At 63.0% G+C, this 18,742-nt stretch carries 18 protein-coding genes and 1 pseudogene; 15 read left to right on the top strand and 4 right to left on the bottom strand.

Translation table 11 applies throughout. The features are described 5' to 3' along the window. Nucleotides 1-81: 81 nt before the first annotated feature. The 3 genes from B2V17_RS07330 to B2V17_RS07320 are packed head-to-tail and all read right to left on the bottom strand — an operon-like array spanning nucleotide 82 to nucleotide 2,655. Entirely contained in the window at nucleotides 82-882 is an 801-nt protein-coding gene (locus tag B2V17_RS07330; protein ID WP_292996682.1) for a TIGR02391 family protein, read from the bottom strand. Beyond that, nucleotides 879-2,309: a hypothetical protein gene (locus tag B2V17_RS07325; protein WP_292996681.1), complete on the bottom strand. Its 1,431-nt coding sequence runs from the start codon at nucleotides 2,307-2,309 to the stop codon at nucleotides 879-881. Before B2V17_RS07325 ends, B2V17_RS07330 begins: the two co-directional genes overlap by 4 nt. 7 nt (nucleotides 2,310-2,316) lie before the next feature. Then, on the bottom strand, nucleotides 2,317-2,655 hold the full coding sequence (locus B2V17_RS07320) for a hypothetical protein (protein ID WP_292996680.1): 339 nt from the start codon (nucleotides 2,653-2,655) through the stop codon (nucleotides 2,317-2,319). A 460-nt stretch (nucleotides 2,656-3,115) separates the two neighbouring features. Between B2V17_RS07320 and B2V17_RS07315 the strand changes: the two genes are divergently transcribed. The 14 genes and pseudogenes from B2V17_RS07315 (at nucleotide 3,116) to B2V17_RS07255 (ending at nucleotide 17,975) form a co-directional block, all read left to right on the top strand. Then, the gene (locus B2V17_RS07315) at nucleotides 3,116-4,321 is read left to right on the top strand and encodes a DUF932 domain-containing protein (RefSeq protein ID WP_292996679.1); all 1,206 of its coding nucleotides are present in this window, start codon (nucleotides 3,116-3,118) and stop codon (nucleotides 4,319-4,321) included. 127 nt (nucleotides 4,322-4,448) lie between these two features. After that, nucleotides 4,449-6,518: a ParB/RepB/Spo0J family partition protein gene (locus tag B2V17_RS07310; RefSeq protein ID WP_292996668.1), complete on the top strand. Its 2,070-nt coding sequence runs from the start codon at nucleotides 4,449-4,451 to the stop codon at nucleotides 6,516-6,518. 96 nt (nucleotides 6,519-6,614) lie between these two features. Beyond that, the gene (locus B2V17_RS07305) at nucleotides 6,615-7,106 is read left to right on the top strand and encodes a DUF6878 family protein (RefSeq protein ID WP_292996667.1); all 492 of its coding nucleotides are present in this window, start codon (nucleotides 6,615-6,617) and stop codon (nucleotides 7,104-7,106) included. 11 nt (nucleotides 7,107-7,117) lie between these two features. Beyond that, complete coding sequence (locus B2V17_RS07300) at nucleotides 7,118-7,483, top strand: DUF6915 family protein (RefSeq protein ID WP_292996666.1); 366 nt, start codon at nucleotides 7,118-7,120, stop codon at nucleotides 7,481-7,483. A gap of 79 nt (nucleotides 7,484-7,562) precedes the next feature. Beyond that, nucleotides 7,563-8,081, top strand: a complete 519-nt coding sequence (locus B2V17_RS07295; protein ID WP_292996665.1) for a hypothetical protein — start codon at nucleotides 7,563-7,565, stop codon at nucleotides 8,079-8,081. Then, complete coding sequence (locus B2V17_RS07290) at nucleotides 8,068-8,295, top strand: DUF6117 family protein (protein WP_292996663.1); 228 nt, start codon at nucleotides 8,068-8,070, stop codon at nucleotides 8,293-8,295. The genes B2V17_RS07295 and B2V17_RS07290 overlap by 14 nt, the downstream gene beginning before the upstream one ends. Nucleotides 8,296-8,339: 44 nt before the next feature. Beyond that, on the top strand, nucleotides 8,340-12,689 hold the full coding sequence (locus tag B2V17_RS07285; protein WP_292996661.1) for a strawberry notch family protein: 4,350 nt from the start codon (nucleotides 8,340-8,342) through the stop codon (nucleotides 12,687-12,689). Nucleotide 12,690: 1 nt separating this feature from the next. Further along, nucleotides 12,691-13,740 carry a DUF7146 domain-containing protein gene (locus B2V17_RS07280; protein ID WP_292996659.1) on the top strand — a complete coding sequence of 350 codons (1,050 nt, stop codon included), beginning with the start codon at nucleotides 12,691-12,693 and terminating at the stop codon, nucleotides 13,738-13,740. A 307-nt stretch (nucleotides 13,741-14,047) separates the two neighbouring features. After that, entirely contained in the window at nucleotides 14,048-14,959 is a 912-nt protein-coding gene (locus B2V17_RS07275; RefSeq protein WP_292996658.1) for a DUF2493 domain-containing protein, read from the top strand. A gap of 74 nt (nucleotides 14,960-15,033) precedes the next feature. Then, a pseudogene (locus B2V17_RS16525) lies at nucleotides 15,034-15,099 on the top strand (SEC-C metal-binding domain-containing protein); the annotation flags it as partial. A gap of 114 nt (nucleotides 15,100-15,213) precedes the next feature. Then, a complete protein-coding gene (locus tag B2V17_RS07270) occupies nucleotides 15,214-16,017 on the top strand; it encodes a hypothetical protein (protein ID WP_292996656.1) in 804 nt (267 codons plus the stop codon). A gap of 312 nt (nucleotides 16,018-16,329) precedes the next feature. Beyond that, entirely contained in the window at nucleotides 16,330-16,494 is a 165-nt protein-coding gene (locus B2V17_RS07265) for a hypothetical protein (protein ID WP_292996654.1), read from the top strand. A gap of 144 nt (nucleotides 16,495-16,638) precedes the next feature. Next, a complete protein-coding gene (locus tag B2V17_RS07260; RefSeq protein ID WP_292996652.1) occupies nucleotides 16,639-17,043 on the top strand; it encodes a hypothetical protein in 405 nt (134 codons plus the stop codon). Between the two features lie 611 nt (nucleotides 17,044-17,654). After that, nucleotides 17,655-17,975: a DUF736 domain-containing protein gene (locus tag B2V17_RS07255; protein ID WP_100868183.1), complete on the top strand. Its 321-nt coding sequence runs from the start codon at nucleotides 17,655-17,657 to the stop codon at nucleotides 17,973-17,975. Between the two features lie 49 nt (nucleotides 17,976-18,024). Here the strand turns inward: B2V17_RS07255 and B2V17_RS07250 are convergent, their stop codons facing one another. Further along, nucleotides 18,025-18,252: a helix-turn-helix domain-containing protein gene (locus B2V17_RS07250; protein ID WP_292996647.1), complete on the bottom strand. Its 228-nt coding sequence runs from the start codon at nucleotides 18,250-18,252 to the stop codon at nucleotides 18,025-18,027. A gap of 220 nt (nucleotides 18,253-18,472) precedes the next feature. Between B2V17_RS07250 and B2V17_RS07245 the strand changes: the two genes are divergently transcribed. After that, nucleotides 18,473-18,739: a DNA -binding domain-containing protein gene (locus B2V17_RS07245; RefSeq protein WP_292996645.1), complete on the top strand. Its 267-nt coding sequence runs from the start codon at nucleotides 18,473-18,475 to the stop codon at nucleotides 18,737-18,739. Nucleotides 18,740-18,742: the final 3 nt, after the last annotated feature.

Raw genomic sequence — 18,742 nt, 5'->3', positions numbered from 1 at the left:
GAAAGCCTTCCTCTAGGCTCTGCGCTGTCTCCGACTACAGCCTCTACGAAACGGTCAATGTTACGCGGGGCTACTCATGGTCTATCCGCGAGCAGGCATATAACTCGCATCGAGACGGCGATGGATCAGCGAAACCAGCGTCAAAAGGTCCTGCGCGTCCCCCTTGGATATCGGCCAACAAATACGGGGCTCGTGGGCCGTCGGATTGCGGAACATGCCGAAAGTTCCCTTCACGAGATTAGCGAAGCCGCGTTGTTCGCCCCGTTCGCTTTCGCTTGAAAGCGGGTTGATCGCGATCATTGGAGGAGTCCCGCATAGGGCGCGATCCACCAGCGTCGCACCATCATCGGTCAAGCCGGTCTTCGTTCGCATCTTTGCCGCGACGCTCTTCACGGCCTCCTGAACCGCATGAAAATAGTCGTCCGCCACCAGTTCGGCGCGGCAGAAAACGAGCACATCCGCATGGACACCTCGCGTTTCAAGGTCGCACCGCAATTCGTTTGCCCGGCGCTGGGCTTCGGTCAGTGTCGTTGCGACAGGGACGGATTCGAGTGCGCCGGCCTCGGATACGACTAGCCCGGCAAACGCCAATGCGAAGTTCAATTTTGTCCGCATCGGCTCGAAGCGCTCGGGTTCGCGAATATAGCGCGCCGGCTTCATGGCATGCCGAATGAACCCGAGTACCCGTGTGCGATCCCGTCTCTGGTTCTGGCTGTCCGCAAATGCGTTGTAGATTCTTGTGCGCTTGGTGATCGGTCCAGGATCGATCATGCCGCACGTGGCAATCAGCAGTTCGATCTCCGCGCCCTTCAAGCCTGTGTCGGTATCGCCGAGCGCACCGGCGATCGCTTCGAGTTCCGCCTGCGAGAACAGCGGCTTCATTGCGCGGCCGCCAGGTCGACGATCGGCACTTTGGCGCTTGGAGATGCCCAACATGGCAACTGCCCCAGATCGTCAAGCTCCGCCCTGACCAGGCCATCCAGCACTTCCGGGAACAGGCGTGCCATGGCTCGCCACAGCGGATGATCCTCATTGACCTGAACGTCCGTCGCCTGAGCTTCTGCGATTATCCGCTTGAGCGAGGGCTTTTCGAGCAAATCCGACAATGCCGTTGCTCGAACGAAGGTCTCGATCAGGCTGGCGCAATGTTTGAAATCCGCCCCACTGAGCTTGCTGTTCAGCATCGACAACACAGCGCTGTCGCCGGAGAACTTGGTGATATGAAGGATAGGTCGCCCGGCCTCCGCGCTGTGCGCAATCGAACACAAGATCGCGTAGAGCACTGCGGTATGGGCTCGGGCACGGTGGGACCGCTCTGTCCAAAAATCTCGCTCCCACTGCCACAGACCGGGAACAGCGGCCTTCATGTCGGCCCAGCCATCTTCATGGTGTTCGCTGTATTCCGGCGAGTTCGGCCGTTCCTTGCCAGCCTTTTTCATGGCATCCCACCAACGCGACCGATGCTGCTTGCAACGCTGTTTCAAGGCCTCTGACCGACAGTCCTCCACAAAGGCTGACCGTCCTGCGCCCGTCTGCAACTCATCCAGTCCGATCATTCTCGGCTCACGCCAGCCGCCAAGACCATCTTCCAGGAAGCATTTCAGGACCAGCGTCCCACGCTCGATCGATGCCGCCTCTGCCTCGTCGTCGAAAACGAAAGCATTGCCGCGCTGCATGACGACGACATCATGGAATCCTTGTGGCATAGGGTCTTCAAGGGAGTTGAATATCCATACCAGGGCGACGCCTTCGGCATCATAATGGACATGGCGGGCCGCGATTTCCGGTGCAAACGGCTTCGACAGCTGCACTTCAAGCGCAAAGCGCCCGAGGTCGCTCAGGTCAGCGTAGACATCCGGCCAGCGACCACGTTTGTGGATTTCGGGGCGCAAGTATGTGTTCACGGCAGTGTGCGTGCAACGCGGATCGGCTTTGACCAGTTGCTCGATTGTTGAGCAGAGTCGGCGGTGCAGCGCGGATTCCTGATGACCCTGGTATTGAGCCGCTCGAGCGTCATCGGGGCGCAGACTATTACCTTCGTACCAGGGGCACTCCCTGTCCGCTTCCGGGTAGTGCGCGTACATCGGGATGTGTCCATCCCTGGTCGCTTGCACCCTGATGAAAACGCCGCCCTCGCAAATCCTGCACCGAGCTAACGGTCTGGAACGTTCCTCGCGTCGCCGCACGTTGATCTGTGATCGCAGGTGTCCCCATCCGGCGCGGGGCATTGCCATCAACTGCTCGATGGTGACCGCACCTCGAGGCAGCTCGAAATCGGCGATCAGGATGGTGCGCTGATGACGGCTCACGATCACATCATTCAGGGAGTTCGGGCTTGGCAATCCAGTCCAAGGCCTCAAGACCGGATGCGACTTCACCTCCAAATCGCCGAATTCGAACCACGCGGTAAGTGTCGACCTGCTCCAGTCGAACCAGCCCGTCCTTTTCAAGGCGATCCAGTAGATCGGCCATGGCGCGGCTCGCCGCCGCGAGGCCAATCGTAGCGAGCCATGTCTCCAGCAACCTGCTGTTCGCTCCGCCTTCTTTGGCAAGCACATCGAGAATCGCCCTGGCCTGAAGACTCGTGCGTATGGCTTCGAGCGATGAGGGAAGATTGGGCCGACTTGTCATTGGGCAACCATAATTGAATGACACAAGAAGGCAAACATAACAGGAACGAAATCCCCAAACGGAGGGGAAAGCTTTCCCCTGAGCCGGAGCCGCTACGCAATCTCCGTCTACCCCTTCTGCGGGGACACCCCGCAACGCCCCGTGAAGCGGAGCGGGGCTGTTGACGCGCTCGGTCCCGCACGCCCTTCCGGCGCGCTCCTGCGGGCGCGGCGTTCGATGGGGCAGGCCCCGCACGCACATTGAACCGGCGGTCATGGTTTCATGCGCAGGCTCGGAAAGCCGACAAGCCCCGTCTTGCCGCCTGCATGCGCAACGTCGGGAATCCCCGCCTCACTTCAGGGTGCGATTTCTGGTCGTGGCAAATTCGCTGGCCGCTCGTGCGACCTGTAGTGGGAGCACGGGAGAGTGAGAGGATGGCGGGCTTCGCCGTGACGGGATGAGGGTCGAGAGAGAGGCTCCCGGCCGCCCGTCATGGAGATTTCCCATGAACATGCAGGTTCTCGATGCGCGCCGTGACGTCAGCGGCAGCTACAAGGTCGACGTTTCTCGCGGCGAGCGCGTAGGTCGGGTTTCGTCGGAGTGGTTCTCGCGGCCCGACGATGAGCGTTTTCTCTCGCTTGGCGATCTCGCCCGCTCGGTTCGCGGGCGGTCGGAGCGCAGCCGGACCCGCGTCGTCGAAAGCGCGCTGATCCACGTCGAAGCAAACCGCAACGATCCCGAACGCCTGGCACTGGTGCTGCCCGGTGCGGATGCACCGGTGACGCCGACCCACTGGAGCTTCGGCCAGCTCGCAAGCCAGGTCGGCGCGCCTGCGGCTTACCTCCGCCAGCTTCCGGCACCACTGGCGGCAATCAACCTGCAGTACGGCCTGACCTCGAACCGGACCGAGCAGATCAAGACCCTGGAAACCGGCGATGCTGGTTCCGGGGGCCGTGTCGAACTGCGCGCCGTCACCGGCCCCGATTATGGCCGCATCTACGACCACGAACTGGTCGAAGCCGTGCAGAAGATCGCCGGAAACGGCACCGGCGACACCCGCTGGAAAGTGCCGGGCGTGCTCGACTGGTCGACCGGGATCTACAATCCGCGGGTCGATATATCGAAGGATACGACCACGCTCTACGCCTCGGACCGCGACGTCTTCCTGTTCCTGGTCGACGATCTCAACCCGATCGAAGCCGGGCGCCTGCCCGACGGATCACCCGATCTCTTCTTCCGCGGGTTCTACTGCTGGAACTCCGAGGTTGGGGCCAAGACGCTGGGCATGGCGAGCTTCTACCTCCGCGCCGTATGCCAGAACCGGAACCTGTGGGGCGTGGAGGATTTCGAGGAAATCTCCATCCGGCATAGCAAGTATGCCGCAAACCGCTTCGCCCACGAAGCAGCGCCGGCGCTGGAAGGCTTCGCCGACTCCTCCCCGCTGCCCTTCGTCAATGGCATCAAGGCGGCGCGCGAGCGGATCGTTGCCCGCACCGACGAAGATCGCAGCGACTTCCTGCGGGCGCGCGGCTTCTCGAAGGCCGAAACCGGCAAGATCATCGAGACCGTGCTCGCCGAGGAAGGGCGACCGCCGGAATCGATCTTCGATTTCGTGCAGGGGATCACCGCGCTTGCTCGCGATAAGACCCACCAGGACGCCCGGCTCGACATGGAGGGCAAGGCGAAGAAGCTGCTCGACCGGGTCCACTGAGCTTGGGTCATCCCGGCATTGCTCAAGCGTTGCGCTGCCTTCTCAGAGTGAGAGGGCGGCGCTTCGCTTCGTGACGGGTGGAGGTTCGGGAGAGAGGCTCCCGGACCGCCCGTCATGGAGAATTGCCATGTCGAAGTCCCTTCCCAAGCTCGTGCTCAGTTCCTCGCGCGACATTCCCTTTTCCCAGCTAGTGCTGAGCCAGAAGAATGTGCGTCGCTTGAAAGCGGGCCTCTCGATCGAGGATCTCGCCGAAGACATCTACCGTCGCACCCTGCTCCAGAGCCTCAACGTCCGCGCCATGGTGGACGATGATGGCAAGGAAACCGGCCAGTTCGAGGTTCCCGCCGGTGGCCGCCGCTTCCGCGCTCTCGAACTGCTGGTGAAGTCGAAGCGGATGGCCAAGGACCAGCCGGTCCCCTGCGTGGTGCGCGAGGCCGGCATCGCGGAGGAAGACTCGCTCGCCGAAAACGTCATGCGCGAGGGGCTCCATCCGCTCGACCAGTTCCGCGCCTTCAGCGCGCTGGTCGAGGCAGGTCTGTCCGAGGAGGACATTGCGGCCCGGTTCTTCGTCTCGGTTTCGACCGTGCGCCAGCGCCTACGGCTTGCTTCGGTCGCGCCCAGTCTGCTCGCCGTCTATGGCGAGGACGGCATGTCGCTCGAACAGCTCATGGCTTTCTCGGTCACCGACAACCATGCGCGGCAGGAGCAGGTATGGGAACAGGTCAACCAGGGCCAACACGTTCCCGCCTATCACATCCGCCGTCTGCTGACCGAACAGGCCATTGCCGCCAGCGACCGCCGCGTGCGGTTCATCGGTATTGACGCTTACACCGAAGCCGGCGGCTATGTGATGCGAGACCTGTTCTCGACCGACGATGATGGCTGGTTGCAGGATCCGGCCTTGGTCGAACTGCTGGTGAACGAGAAGCTCAACGAAGCGGCACAGGAAGTCGGCGCCGAGGGCTGGAAGTGGGTCGAGGCCGCCATCGACCTGCCCTACGGCTGCGAGCGCGGCAAGCGCCGGATCACCGGCACGACGGTTCCCCTGACCGACGAGGAACAGGCGCGGCTCGATGCACTGGTCGAGGAATACGATGCCATCGGTGACGAATACCGCGATGGCTGCGACCTGCCCGATGAAGTCGATACCCGACTGGCCGAGATCGACGCCGAACTGACGACATTGAACTGCCGACCTGTGACCTTCGATGCGGAGGAACAGGCACGCGCCGGCGTGTTCGTCTCGCTGGCACATGACGGGCGGCTGCGAATCGATCGCGGCTATGTCCGGCCCGAGGACGAGCCAGTTGTCGAGGGCGAAGTCGTGCCGGTCGATGCTGAAGCTGGCCAGCAGGGAACTGGCCCGGCGATCAGCGTGGGCGGGCAGGTCCAGGATGAGCATCAGGCGGACGACGAGGACGATGCCATCCGACCGCTGCCCGACCGGCTTGTCTCCGAACTGACGGCGGTGCGCACGGTGGCGCTGCGCAATGCTCTTGCCCAGGATGCGGGGGCGGCGTTTATTGCTGTTCTCCACGCGCTCACCCTGTCGGTGTTCCGTTCGCACGGCACCCACGGCTGCGTGCAGATCGGCGTCACCCAGGCCTGGCTCGGCAATGTCGCCCCGGATCTGCGGGAAACGCCGTGGAGCCTGGCGATCCAGGAACGGCACGAGCAATGGGCGGCGCGCCTGCCTGACGAGCCGGGTGCGCTGTGGGACGCGCTGGCGGCGCTGGCGCATGAAGACCAAATGGCGCTGCTCGCCCACTGCGTCTCGCTCGGCGTCAATGCGCTGTTCGAACCGGTCAAGGGCTACGGCGGGCAGATTTCGGCACACGGCATTGCCTGCAGGATCGCTGCGGCCGACGCCCTGGCGTCCGTCGTCGGGCTCGACATGGCCGAAGCGGGCTGGACGCCCACCGTCGACAACTACCTCGGCCGCGTGACCAAGCCCCGCATCATCGAAGCCGTGCGCGAAACCAGGGGCGATGCCACCGCCGTGCTGATCGAGCACCTCAAGAAGGGCGACATGGCCCGCGAGGCCGAACGGCTGCTAGAAGGCACGGGCTGGCTCCCCGAACCGCTGCGGCTACCGGTTATCGAAGTTGCCGAGCAGGAAGCGCCCGACACTGACCTGCCCGACTTCCTCAACGATGAGGATGGCGAGTTCGATCCGATGGCGATCGCAGCTGAATGAACCGGCGCGCGGGGCGGCTCCGGTCGCCCCGCAACCCGCCAATCTCTGACACATCAGTCGCTGCGCCTTAGCGACCCAATTCCGAAGGAAATCGACATGACCACCGACCAACCGGCCCTCCCGGAACCTAACGTCACGCCTTATCGCTTCGACCATGAAGCATGGCTCATCGAAGTCGCCAAGCGCCGCGCGGAATTTGCCGAGGAAATGGCTGCGCTCAAGACCCGCCTGTTCGACACCCTCGCATCGCACGGCATTGTCCGCGTGACCGTCAATTTCGACGGCTGTGGCGACAGCGGCCAGATCGAGGACATCATCGCTTTCGATGAGCACGGGCAGGTTGAATTGAAGGGCCTCGTGCTGCCTGCGTCAGACAGCGGGCCTGGCATTCCCGACACTGAAGCGCCTGAACCAATCGAGGATGCCATAGAATCCCTCGCCTATGACCTACTCGAAAGCGAGCATGGCGGGTGGGAGAACAACGACGGCGCCTACGGCGAGTTCACCTTCGACGTCGCGACGCGGAAGATTACGCTCGAACACAACGAGCGCTTCACCTCGTCCGAACTTTACACGCACGAATGGTGAGGGAGGCGACGATGGGACATTGTTATCACCATGCGCTCTCAAGCGTGCGGCAATGGGGCGGCGAGCCGAACGACTATCTCGCACTCCATCAATGGTTCGACGAATCCAAGTCGATCACCGCCGATTTCCGCCACCGGGCATTGCGCCACCATGCCGAGGGCATCTTCATGCTCGAACGCTTCTTCGGCGCGACGATCACGGTGTCGTCGGGGCGCGTCGTTCCGGTGAGGCTGATCGGCGAACGCCATGTGATCGAGGACCTGGGCTTCATCCCGAGCTTTGCCGACTGGGTGCGCTGCATCCGGCCGGAACCCTGGATGGGCCGCGCGCAACCGATCCACAAGCTGGTCGACCCCTTCGAGGCTGTCGCGGCCTGATCGCCAGACCACCACTCGTTTCAATCAACCCGACGCCCCGGCCGCAAGCTGGGGCGCATTGCCATCAATGAGCCATGTCATGGCCGATTATTACACGCCCACTGTCGTCGATCCGGTGATCCCGGTCTCCGCAATTCTGCCGGTAGAGGCGATGTTCCTCGCCCAAGTCTTCAACGAGGACGTCGAGAACGGCATCGCCTATTATTACAGCGAGGATGGTGCGAGCGACCTGGTCTGTTTCGATCCGGCGGAACTGCGCGAAGCACTCGAAACCGCCGACCATTCCTCAAGCCGATTGGTCGCCAAGCTGCTCGATGAACACGCAGAGGCGATCCAGGGCGCCGAGGAAATCGAGCTCGATATGGCCGGTGACCTCTGGCCCGACGTGCTGCAGGATATCGTGCGCCGCGCGCCCGATTTGCAGGAACTGACGGTCACGATGGCGTTCACCTGCTCGAAGATGCGTCCCGATGGCTTTGGCGGGCTCGCCATGCTGATCACTGCAGACAAGATCCGGTCGGAATCGACCCACATGCTGTTCGACCGCTTCTACAAAGAAGCCGCGGCCGAGGGGGAGATCCATCATGGCGATTCCTGACTATGCCCGCACTAATTTCAACACTCTTCTCAGGGCTGCCAAGGACGGCAACCTGGCGCTGATGGAATGCACCGAGGTCGGCAGCGGCGAGACCCGCTACGTCCTGTGCGCCGTCGGCCGTGGCACCGATGAAGATGTGGGCGATTACGTGATGACGCCGTTCGGTCATCTCGCTCCGGGCAACCCCTATGAGGCCTACATTCCGCCCGCCTGAACGCTGGCAGGCCTCTCCACACCTCCAATCGAAGGATCAAATCCATGACCAACTCGCCTTTGGCGGGTGCCGCCGTGCGCTCGCTTGCTTCCGCTCGTCCGGAGCAGACTGCCCATTTCATCATCGAAGCCGCCCAGGACTTGCTCGGCCACCTTGCCGCCGGTCGCCGGATCGACAGCAACGCCATCCGCACCGCGATGCAATCGGCATTTCGAGGCAGCGATGCCGGCGGCGCCTGGGACTGGAAGACCGCCTACGAAGCGGTCGAGGTCGCCCAGTTGCTGTTCATGCGGCGCTATGGCCCTGCGATCCATGCCAGGACGACCGATCCGTTCGAACGGCTGAAACTGGTCGAGCGGATTGCCCGACTTGCACCCACCCAAACCCGGCGCAGCGAGGACATGGTGCAATACCAGCAGTTCTCGACGCCGCTTGGCCTCGCCTGGGTCGCGGGCTTTGCTGCCGCCGTCCAGCCCGGCGAACTGGTGCTCGAACCATCGGCGGGCACGGGACTGCTCGCCATCCAGGCCGAACTGTGCGGCGCACGGCTTGCCCTCAATGAAGTCGCCGACACGCGGCACGCATTGCTCAAGTCCCTGTTCGGCGACGCAAACATCACTAACCACGATGCGGCGCAGATCCACGACCGGCTCGATCCCAGCTTTGCGCCCAGTTGCATCGTGATGAACCCACCGTTTTCGGCCGCGCTGGGCGTCGAGACCCGCGTTGCCGATGCGGCTTTCCGGCACATTGCATCGGCCTTGGCCCGGCTTGCCGAGGGTGGACGGCTCGTTGCGATCACGGGGAGCAGCTGCGCGCCAGATCATGCGGCCTGGCAGGGCAGCTTCGTTCGGTTGCAGGAAACAGCGCGCATCGCGTTCACCGCGCCGATCGCAGGCAGCATCTACGCCAGTCACGGGACGACCTTCGAGACCCGACTGACGGTGATCGACAAGGTGCCTGCAGACGATGTCCTCTGCTTTCCCCCATCGCACGAGATGGCCACCGATCTGCCAAGCATGCTGCGAATGCTGGTCGATGCACTGCCAGCGCGGGCACCAGCAGCCGTGTCGCCCGCCATCGCACCTTCAGGAACGGCGGTCAGCACCAGTCGCCGCGCCGCAGCACCCAAACCTCGCCTGGTCGCCGTGCCGTCGGTTGAACCTGCCGGAGCCGTGCTGGATTACGAGATCGCCGACTGGACCGCGACCGCGAATAGCCAGCTGAACGACGCGCTCTACGAACCCTATGCGCTGCAATCGCTGCGCATCCCCGGCGCGCAACCGCACCCGACCCGTCTCGTCCAGTCCGCCGCCATGGCATCGGTCGCGCCGCCCAAGCCCAGCTACCGGCCTCACCTGCCCGAGGGCCTGGTCGAACAGGGTCTACTCTCCGACGCCCAGCTCGAATCCGTTATCTATGCGGGTGAAGCCCATTCGGCCCACTTGGCGGGGAACTGGGCCGTCGATGGCACATACGACAAGGTCGAAACCGCACCCGACGATTGCGATACCGCCGTCCGCTTCCGCAGGGGCTGGTTCCTTGGCGATGGCACCGGAGCGGGCAAGGGACGACAGGTCGCTGGTGTGCTGCTCGACAACTGGCTCAAGGGCCGCCGCCGTGCGGTCTGGATTTCGAAGTCGGACAAACTGCTCGAAGACGCCCAGCGCGATTGGCGCGCACTTGGGCAGGAGCCCCTGCTGATCCAGCCGCTCGCCCGGTTCCGACAGGGCACGCCGATCCGTCTCGAGCAGGGTATCCTTTTTACGACCTATGCCACGCTACGCTCCGACGCGCGCGAGAACCGGGTTTCGCGGGTTCAGCAGATCGTCGATTGGCTTGGGACCGACTTCGACGGGATCATTGTCTTCGACGAGAGCCATGCCATGCAGAATGCCGGTGGCGGCAAGTCAGACCGGGGCGATTCCGCCCCCTCGCAGCAAGGCCGTGCCGGACTGCGCCTGCAACACGCGCTTCCAGATGCCCGCGTGCTCTATGTCTCGGCAACCGGCGCAACCACGGTCGAGAACCTCGCCTATGCCCAGCGGCTCGGCCTTTGGGGCGGCGCGGATTTCCCGTTCGACAAACGCACCGATTTCGTCGCGGCCATCGAGGCGGGCGGCGTCGCGGCGATGGAAGTGCTGGCCCGCGACCTCAAGGCACTTGGCCTCTATGCGGCCCGTTCGCTCTCCTACGAAGGTGTCGAGTACGAACTCGTCGAACATAAACTCACCTCTGACCAAGTGCGGATTTACGACGCCTATGCCGGAGCCTTCCAGGTCATACACAACAACCTCGACGCGGCGCTTGAAGCTTCGGGCGTGACCAGCAGCAGCGAGGGCACGCTCAACCGCCAAGCCAAGTCGGCGGCGCGCTCCGCCTTCGAATCCGCCAAGCAGCGCTTCTTCAACCACCTCATTACCGCGATGAAGACGCCGACGCTGATCCGGGCGATCGAGCACGGGCTTGCCGATGGCCACGCCGCCGTGGTGCAGATCGTTTCGACTGGCGAAGCCCTGCTGTCCCGCCGCTTGGCCGAGATCGATCCGGGCGAATGGAACGACATTTCCTGCGATGTCACGCCTCGAGAATACGTTCTGGACTATTTGCAGCACAGCTTCCCGACCCAGCTCCACGAGACCTACACCGATGGCGATGGCAACCTCGCTTCGCGTCCGGCCTATGACGATGCCGGGAATATGATCGAATGCCGCGAGGCCTGTCAGCGACGCGATCGAATGATCGAGAAGCTGGCCGCGATGGAGCCGGTGCAAGGCGGGCTCGACCAGATCGTGCAGCGGTTCGGCAGCGATTTGGTCGCCGAGGTCACGGGCCGCTCGCGGCGCATCGTGCGCAAAGTCGATGCGGACGGTGAGCGGTTCGTCGTCGAGAACCGGCCCGCCCATGCCAATCTCGCCGAAGCGCAGGCGTTTATGGAAGACAAGAAGCCAATCCTCGTCTTTTCCGACGCCGGCGGCACCGGGCGCAGCTATCACGCGGATCTTGGGAGCCGGAACCAACGGCTCCGCCATCACTACCTGCTCGAAGCGGGCTGGAAGGCTGACACCGCGATCCAGGGACTCGGACGCACCAACCGTACCAACCAGGCGCAGCCCCCGCTGTTCCGTCCGGTCGCAACCGACGTTCAGGCAGAAAAGCGCTTCCTTTCTACCATCGCCCGGCGGCTCGACACGCTCGGCGCGATCACCCGCGGCCAGCGCCAGACCGGCGGCCAGGGGCTGTTCCGTCCTGAGGACAATCTCGAAAGCCCCTATGCCCACGCGGCTCTCAGACAGTTCTACCTGCTGATCTACGCGGGCAAGGTCGAGCACTGCTCGCTGGCGACTTTCGAGGCGATGACCGGGCTGTCGCTGACCGATGGTAGCGGCTGCATCAAGGACGAGCTGCCGCCGATCACGACCTTTCTCAACCGGCTGCTGGCGCTCACCATCGCGATGCAGAACGTGCTGTTCACGGTGTTCGAGCAGTTGCTCGGCGCCAAAGTCGGGAGCGCGATCGCAGCGGGCAGCTACGATGTAGGTTTGGAAACGCTCACTGCCGACAGCTTCGCCGTCACCAAGTGCGAGCCGATCTATATCCACCCCGCGACCGGCGCCGAAACCCGGCTGCTCACCATCGCCATGCGCGAACGCAATCAGCCGCTGGCGCTGGAGAAGGCGCTCGATCTGCGGCGCGAACCAGGCGCGAGGCTGCTGGTCAACTCCCGATCGAAGCGCGCCGCTGTCCAGCTTCCAGCACGCAGCGTCATGCTCGATGATGGTGAGGTTGAACGACGGGTCCGCCTGATCCGGCCGATGGAGCGATTGAACTTCGCGCTCAGTCATTTGCCGGAAACGGCCTGGGAGGAAGTGGACGAGCGGGACTTCGCGGCAACCTGGCAGGCCGAGGTGGCGCAGGTCGAGGAGTTCACGACAAGCGAACTGCACATCGTCACTGGGTTGCTGCTGCCGATCTGGAAGCGGCTGCCGGAGGAATCGACCCGCGTCTACCGGCTCCAGACCGACGATGGCATGAGCATTGTCGGACGGAGGGTGTCACCGGCATGGGCAGCAAGCGCCGCAGTCAGCACTGAAGCGCCCGAACTGTCACCGCCGCAGGCCCTCGCACTGCTGCGTGAAGGGCATACCGTGCTTGATCTCGCCGATGGCCTGCAACTGCGCCGCTCGCGGTTGATGCAGGTGAACCGCATCGAACTGACCGGGTTTGCATCGACAGCGGTCGACCGGCTGAAGGCGATGGGGCTGTTCTCAGAGATCGTCAGCTGGAAGCTGCGCTTGTTCGTCCCTGACGACAAAGTGGCAGGATGTCAGGTGCTCGAACGCCTGTTCGAACGCCATCCGCTCGCGCGCGTCCTTGACCGCAAGGCTGCCTGACATGGGCAGGATTTCCACGCGCGCGGCAGACCTGTCAGAGCGGCTCGCCCAGAACGCGCAGGCCGTTTGCCGCCACTATCTCCCCGCCGGTCGGCGAGAGGGACGATACTGGATGGTCGGTAATGTCGCCGGGTCACCGGGGCGCAGCCTCTATGTCCGACTGTTCGAGACCGAGCGCGGCGCGATCGGCAACTGGGTCGATGCGGCGACCGGCGAACACGGTGATCTCATCGACCTGATCCGGCTCAACCAGCGCCACGGACGACTTGCCGAGACCATCGACGAGGCCGAGCGCTTCCTGTCGCTTCCACCCTCGACTGACGATGAAGAGCGGAAGCACTCGTCCGGTCCACCCGCACGCGCAGGATCGCCCACGGCCGCAAGGCGACTGTTCGCAGCTTCCAGGCCCATCATCGGCACGCTGGCGGCGACCTACCTGCAATCACGCGGCATCACTCATCTCGCCGACCTGCCAGTATTGCGATTCCACCCCCGCTGCTACTATCGCCCCAATGACGACGATGTGCCCGGAACGCCTGGTGCATTTGCAGCTCTGATTGCTTCGGTCACCGACGATGACGGCACCCAGACCGGCGCACATCGCACCTGGCTCGATCCAACCGGCAGCATGAAAGCCGCAGTTGCATCGCCGCGCCGGGCAATGGGCAATATCCTTGGAAATGCCATCCGGTTCAGGCAGGCGCAGGATGTCATGGCCGCAGGCGAGGGCATCGAGACCATGCTGTCCTTGCGTGAAGTCTTGCCGACTTTTCCACTGGCCGCAGCCACCTCTTCGTCGCACTTGGCCGCCATCCTGTTCCCCCCGTCACTCCGCCGTCTCTATATCGCCCGCGACCGCGACGCTGCCGGAGACACGGCCTATGCGATCCTGGGCGAGCGGACACAGGCAGCAGGGATCGAGCTGCTCCCACTCACGCCTGCGCTGGGCGATCTCAACGACGACCTGCGGCAGCATGGACCATCGGCGCTGGGTGAACGGACTGTCGATCAGTTGCACGAGGCCGACCGGGCACGGTTTCATCGTCGCTGAGCTGGGCCGAGACGGGATCGGGATGATGGCCCTCGGCATGGGCAGATCCGTGCAGCCATGCCGGGCCCACCCGGCCTTCTTTAGGGCGATCCAAGAGACCGGCTGCGGCGCGGCCGCAATGGCAGTGCGGCGGCTATTTTCCGGCGGCGTGCGTGCCGCGCGCCGTTCCATCGCGAAGCAAAATAGCCGCCGCCCGCCATCCTCCGCTTCGCTGCGGCCTTGCAGGTGCAGCCACGCCCCAGCCGGTCAGAGGGATCGCCGGAAGGCCGGGCGAGGTGCCCGGCTCAGATCCTCAAGGACCGCAATCATGGCCGAGCCGTTCGAACCCGATCACGAAATGTCGCCCACAGCCCATCTCCTCGATGAAATCGCCCTCTACGGCTATCGTCCCTTCTCGGACGAAGCCGACCCGCGGCCACTTCCCGACGAACGTATCGCCGCCGGCGCTGTCGCCGACATGTTCGACGCGCTGATCGCAACCATGATCGACACCAGGCTTGAACCCGATCTTGAAGACCTGTGCTGGTCGCTCGCCAACCTCTTCCACCGCGCCGAGGGCCGGATCCAGCGCGAGCTTGACGACAACGAGGATGCGCAGAAGCACGGGCAGCGTGAACAGGATGGCTCGGAGGTCAAGTCGGTCGAGCTCGAACGACTGGTGGGCGAAGGCATCGGCCTGATCGAACGCCGCAACGCGATGGAGTTCATGCGCGAAGCCGCTTCCGACCAGTTTGAAGCGCATTTCCGCAAGGCTTGGACCCCGCGCACAGGATCACTCGTCAATCACCGCACCCTGACCGCTGCGATGATCGACAGCCGAGACTTCCTTGCCGCCAAGCGTCGTTCCGAAACCGAACCACTGCTACCGACCGGCACGCGGATCGCGTTCACCTCCGGCCCCGCCTACCAGGATCACAACCGCATCTGGGCCGTGCTCGACAAGGTTCTCGCCAAATATCCCGACATGGTCCTGTTCCACGGCGGCAATCCGACCGGCGGGGAGCACATTGCATCGCTGTGGGCGCGGAACCGCAAGATCGTCCATGTCCCGTTCCGGCCCGACTGGGAACGGTTCAAGAAAGCAGCCCCGTTCCGCCGCAACGATCAGATGCTCGAAGCGCTGCCCAAGGCCGTGGTCGCTTGTCCCGGCAATGGCATCAACGCCAATCTCGTCGACAAGGCCCGCAAGCTCGGGATTTCGGTCTGGGCGATCGAATGAGTGAAAGTTCAGACTTCTCGCGCTAAACGAGAAATGGTGCGAACCTTCAACACATTCAGGGAATTCGCTTGGCGATGACGACGCGCAATTCCCCATGCCCATGTGGGAGCGGTAAGCGCAACAAACACTGTTGCGGTAAAATCGATAACGCGTCCTCGCACCCTGAGATTTCTGATCATGACCTTCTCGCTGCACTGAAACGTGCTGACGATCATCATCTGGCCGAGGGTCTCGAACCCAGCGCCCGTCATCTCATGAATATCGGCAAGGCGCTTCAGGAATTCGGAATTCACGCGATCCTGATGGGACGAGGCACGCCACCGATCGTAGATCGGACACGCCAACTGTGCGACCTCCTGTTTATCCCGAAGGAACTCCAGTCCGGTGGCATGCATCTCGGCGCTTATCTTTTCCGCGACATGTTCTGCCGCCTGTACGCACCTGTCGCTTTCGGCACTGCCCACATCGACTTTTGGAAGCTCATCGACTTGAACGACGTCCAAAGGCAATGGCTGGCCTCTATCCCCGAAGAACTCGACCGTTTTACCGACCAAGCAGCGGATATCCTCGATTTCGGATATGGATGGCAGGAATTCGGACACGGCAGAACGCTCGACGCTCGCGGGCAGGATCTCATCTGGCGATCCCATACGCAGCTTGAAGCTGCTGCAGCAACCGCGACAAGCGCCTATGATTTTCGAGGAACTGTTCAAAGCGCCCTACTCGGTGCGGAACTCGCTCTGAAAGCGGGGCTAGCGGCTCTCGGCATTTCCGATGCCGAATTGCGAAGCCGAACAATCGGACACGACCTTGAAGCCGCTGCTAACAGATTGGGCAAACTTGTGACAGGACTTGATCTCGACCGCATCCTTCGAGTTGTCGCGTCGTTTCCGCCCTATGTCGCCAGCCGCTACGATACCCCGCCGCCAGGACGCGTTGATACCGGCCACATCCTAATGGGCGCGCAATTCATCGCGTCCGAGGTCACCAGGCAATTCTCCGACCGAAATTGCCGGGGCGACAATCCATCGGCACCTGCCCGAAAATATCCCATCTAGCCATCGTCGTTTTTGGGAGAACTGCTAACGGTGACTCAGATGGCCACCTTTTACGGTCGGCTTGTTGGCAGTGCAGCCTTCTGCAGTCATCGCTCATCTACGAGAAGCTCTGCCATCTAACCGGCCACCCCACTCTCCATGGCCAATCCGTTGGCCGACCCCAAGCCTCCTTCAATCAACCCGTGAAGGGTCCGCTACGCGTTCGCGTGCGGCCACTGCGGCCTGCTGCCTTCGTGGTGATTGCGGCTTTGCGCCGTCTGTCCGGGGCCTGTCGAGCGGGGATGGTCCCTGCTCCGAGACAGGAGCTCGAACATGTCACTCACCATCGCACAGCGTCACGCCTGGAGCCTCGCCCGCACCTTGATGGTCTGCGTCACCCTGTTCCACGCCGGCAACGGTTACGCCGCCGTCCCGACCTCAGAATTCGACGGCGATCCCAGCAGCATTGTCCACGAATATGACCCGTTCAATCCCTGAACGCGCCACACCGAGAAACGCGCGCTGGCCGGATGCCCATCGGGTATTCCGGTCTGCGCCCATGTCTGCTATAAATTTCAGGCACATTGCGCTGCGGTGGAGGAGGAGAGCGCGTCCCTTGCCCTTGGCTTCAAGGAGGACGCCATGCTGATCGGCCTTGCCCTGATAATCGTCGCAGTATTCCTGTGCTGCGCGCTGCTTTTCAGCCTCTCGATCTACGCCTTGCCGCTGTTCGTGGCCTTTCTCGCTGGGTCGGCAACCTACCGCGGCGACAACGGCATCGTCGCTGCACTTGCCGCAGCAGCAATCGCCGCGATCGTGCTGCTCGCTGCCGCCCAGTTCGCACTGGCCTTTGCCAAGTCCGACCTGACGCGGGTTGCGATCGGCATTGCCTTCGCAGGTCCTGCGGCCATCGCGGGCTATCATGCGGTCCACGGCATCGCGGCTGCGACCATGCCAAACAGCGCATGGCAGTTCATCGTTTCGCTGACCGGTGCCGCCGTCATTGCGACCGCTTCCTGGACGCAATGGAGCCGCGCCCGCCTTTAACTCCGGCGTCCTTCAAGGCCCCGCCCGGCAAGTGCCGGACGGGGCTGGCTTTCCGGTCAGATTGGCCGTGACGGGGCAGGCGATGGAATCAAGCGAGGTCTGCCTTCGTCGTTCCGGGTTGGAGCAAGGCGGGGCGGTCGCCGGGTCGAGCTAGCCATGACCATCCGGCCTCCCGGGATCTTGTGAGTGGCGGGCCGATTTCAGCATCGCGATGGACCGAGCGAAAACGCATCGAGGTCGCAAAGCTTCAGGATGCGGAATCGATCAGCAGTCACACGTGCGGTGAACATCGCCCAGATCGTTGCTCGGTCTGGCAAGTCCGAGAAGGGCCACGAGTTCTTGCTCAAGTTTGACCCGAGCCCAATGCCGCCTCTTCAATGGCTCTGGTTGGCAGGGGATGGCTGCGCCGCTTGATCCCTTGCTGCAACGGCGTCCAGCCAACTTTCTTCCCCTGCGTGTGCCACGCATTCCTCGCGGAACAAGAAAGCCGTCTGGTCGCCGTCCTCCACTCGCGTTCCGGCCGTCCCGGTGCAGCGGGCGCAAGCCCCTGCCTTCAACCAGCCATCGAGGCCGCGATGGGCGCGGGTTCGACCAACTTGAAGGAATGCATCATGGCCAACATCGGCACTTTCACCAAGACCGGCAACGAATACAAGGGCGAGATCGTCACCATGTCGGTGCAGCAGAAGAACGTCCGCATCGTCCCCGAAGCCAGCGACAACGAGAACGCGCCGTCGCACCGGGTCTTCGTCGGCCGCGCGGAAATCGGCGCCGCCTGGACCAAGACCTCGAACGAAGGCCGCGACTACCTCTCGGTCAAGCTCGACGATCCCAGCTTCACCGCCCCGATCTTCGCCAACCTGTTCGACGACGAGGACGGCAAGTCCTACAACCTGATCTGGTCGCGCGCGCGCCGCACCAACGGCGACTGACCGGAAAGCCAGCCCCGCCCGGCACCTGCCGGGCGGGGCTTCGGCATGTTCATGCCTCGCTGTCGGCGGGTGGGATTACCAAAAGCTGAGCTGCTTCGATGCTCAACGCCGCAGACAGGCTTTCGAGCATGTCGATCGACGCACTGTAGCGGCCACGTTCCAGACTGCTGACATAGGTTCGGTCGATGTCGGCGCGGTGCGCGAGTTCTTCCTGCGACAGGCCTGCCGCAAGACGGAAGCGTTTCAGGTTGGTGGCAAGGACTCCGCGCAATTTCATTGCACGCACTGACCACCGTTGCAGAGTATTTAACCACGGAGTATACTCGACATGAAAAGTAATCGGCTTCGATCAGTCACTTGAACATCGTTCGCCGGCTTGTGCCATGGCGGGCACTCCGCTCTGCCCGAGGCGGCATAACCGGAATCTTGACCATTCTGGAGCGGCTTCGTGCTATGTGTAACGTCATGAAAAACGAGTCGATACGAAGGCTCGGCCCATGATGACACCGCCATTTGAGGACCGCGCGCCAGCCGATGATCGCATCACGGCCTACGACGAGCGCCATTTTGTCACGTATTTACGGATACTTGATGCAGCCGATGAAAGAGCTGACTGGCGCGAGGTGGCAAGCATCGTCTTCGGCCTGGATGCCAACGCCGAGCCCGATCGTGCCCGCCAGGTCCATGACAGCCATCTGTCGCGGGCGCGCTGGATGACCGAGCATGGCTACAAGCATCTTCTTGATAAATCGCGAGAAGGTTGATTT

It is taken from the genome of Novosphingobium sp. UBA6272, from assembly GCF_002440635.1.
GTDB lineage: Bacteria > Pseudomonadota > Alphaproteobacteria > Sphingomonadales > Sphingomonadaceae > Novosphingobium.
Note: the sequence above shows the minus strand (reverse complement) of the source record. Positions and strands in the feature narration are given on the sequence as shown.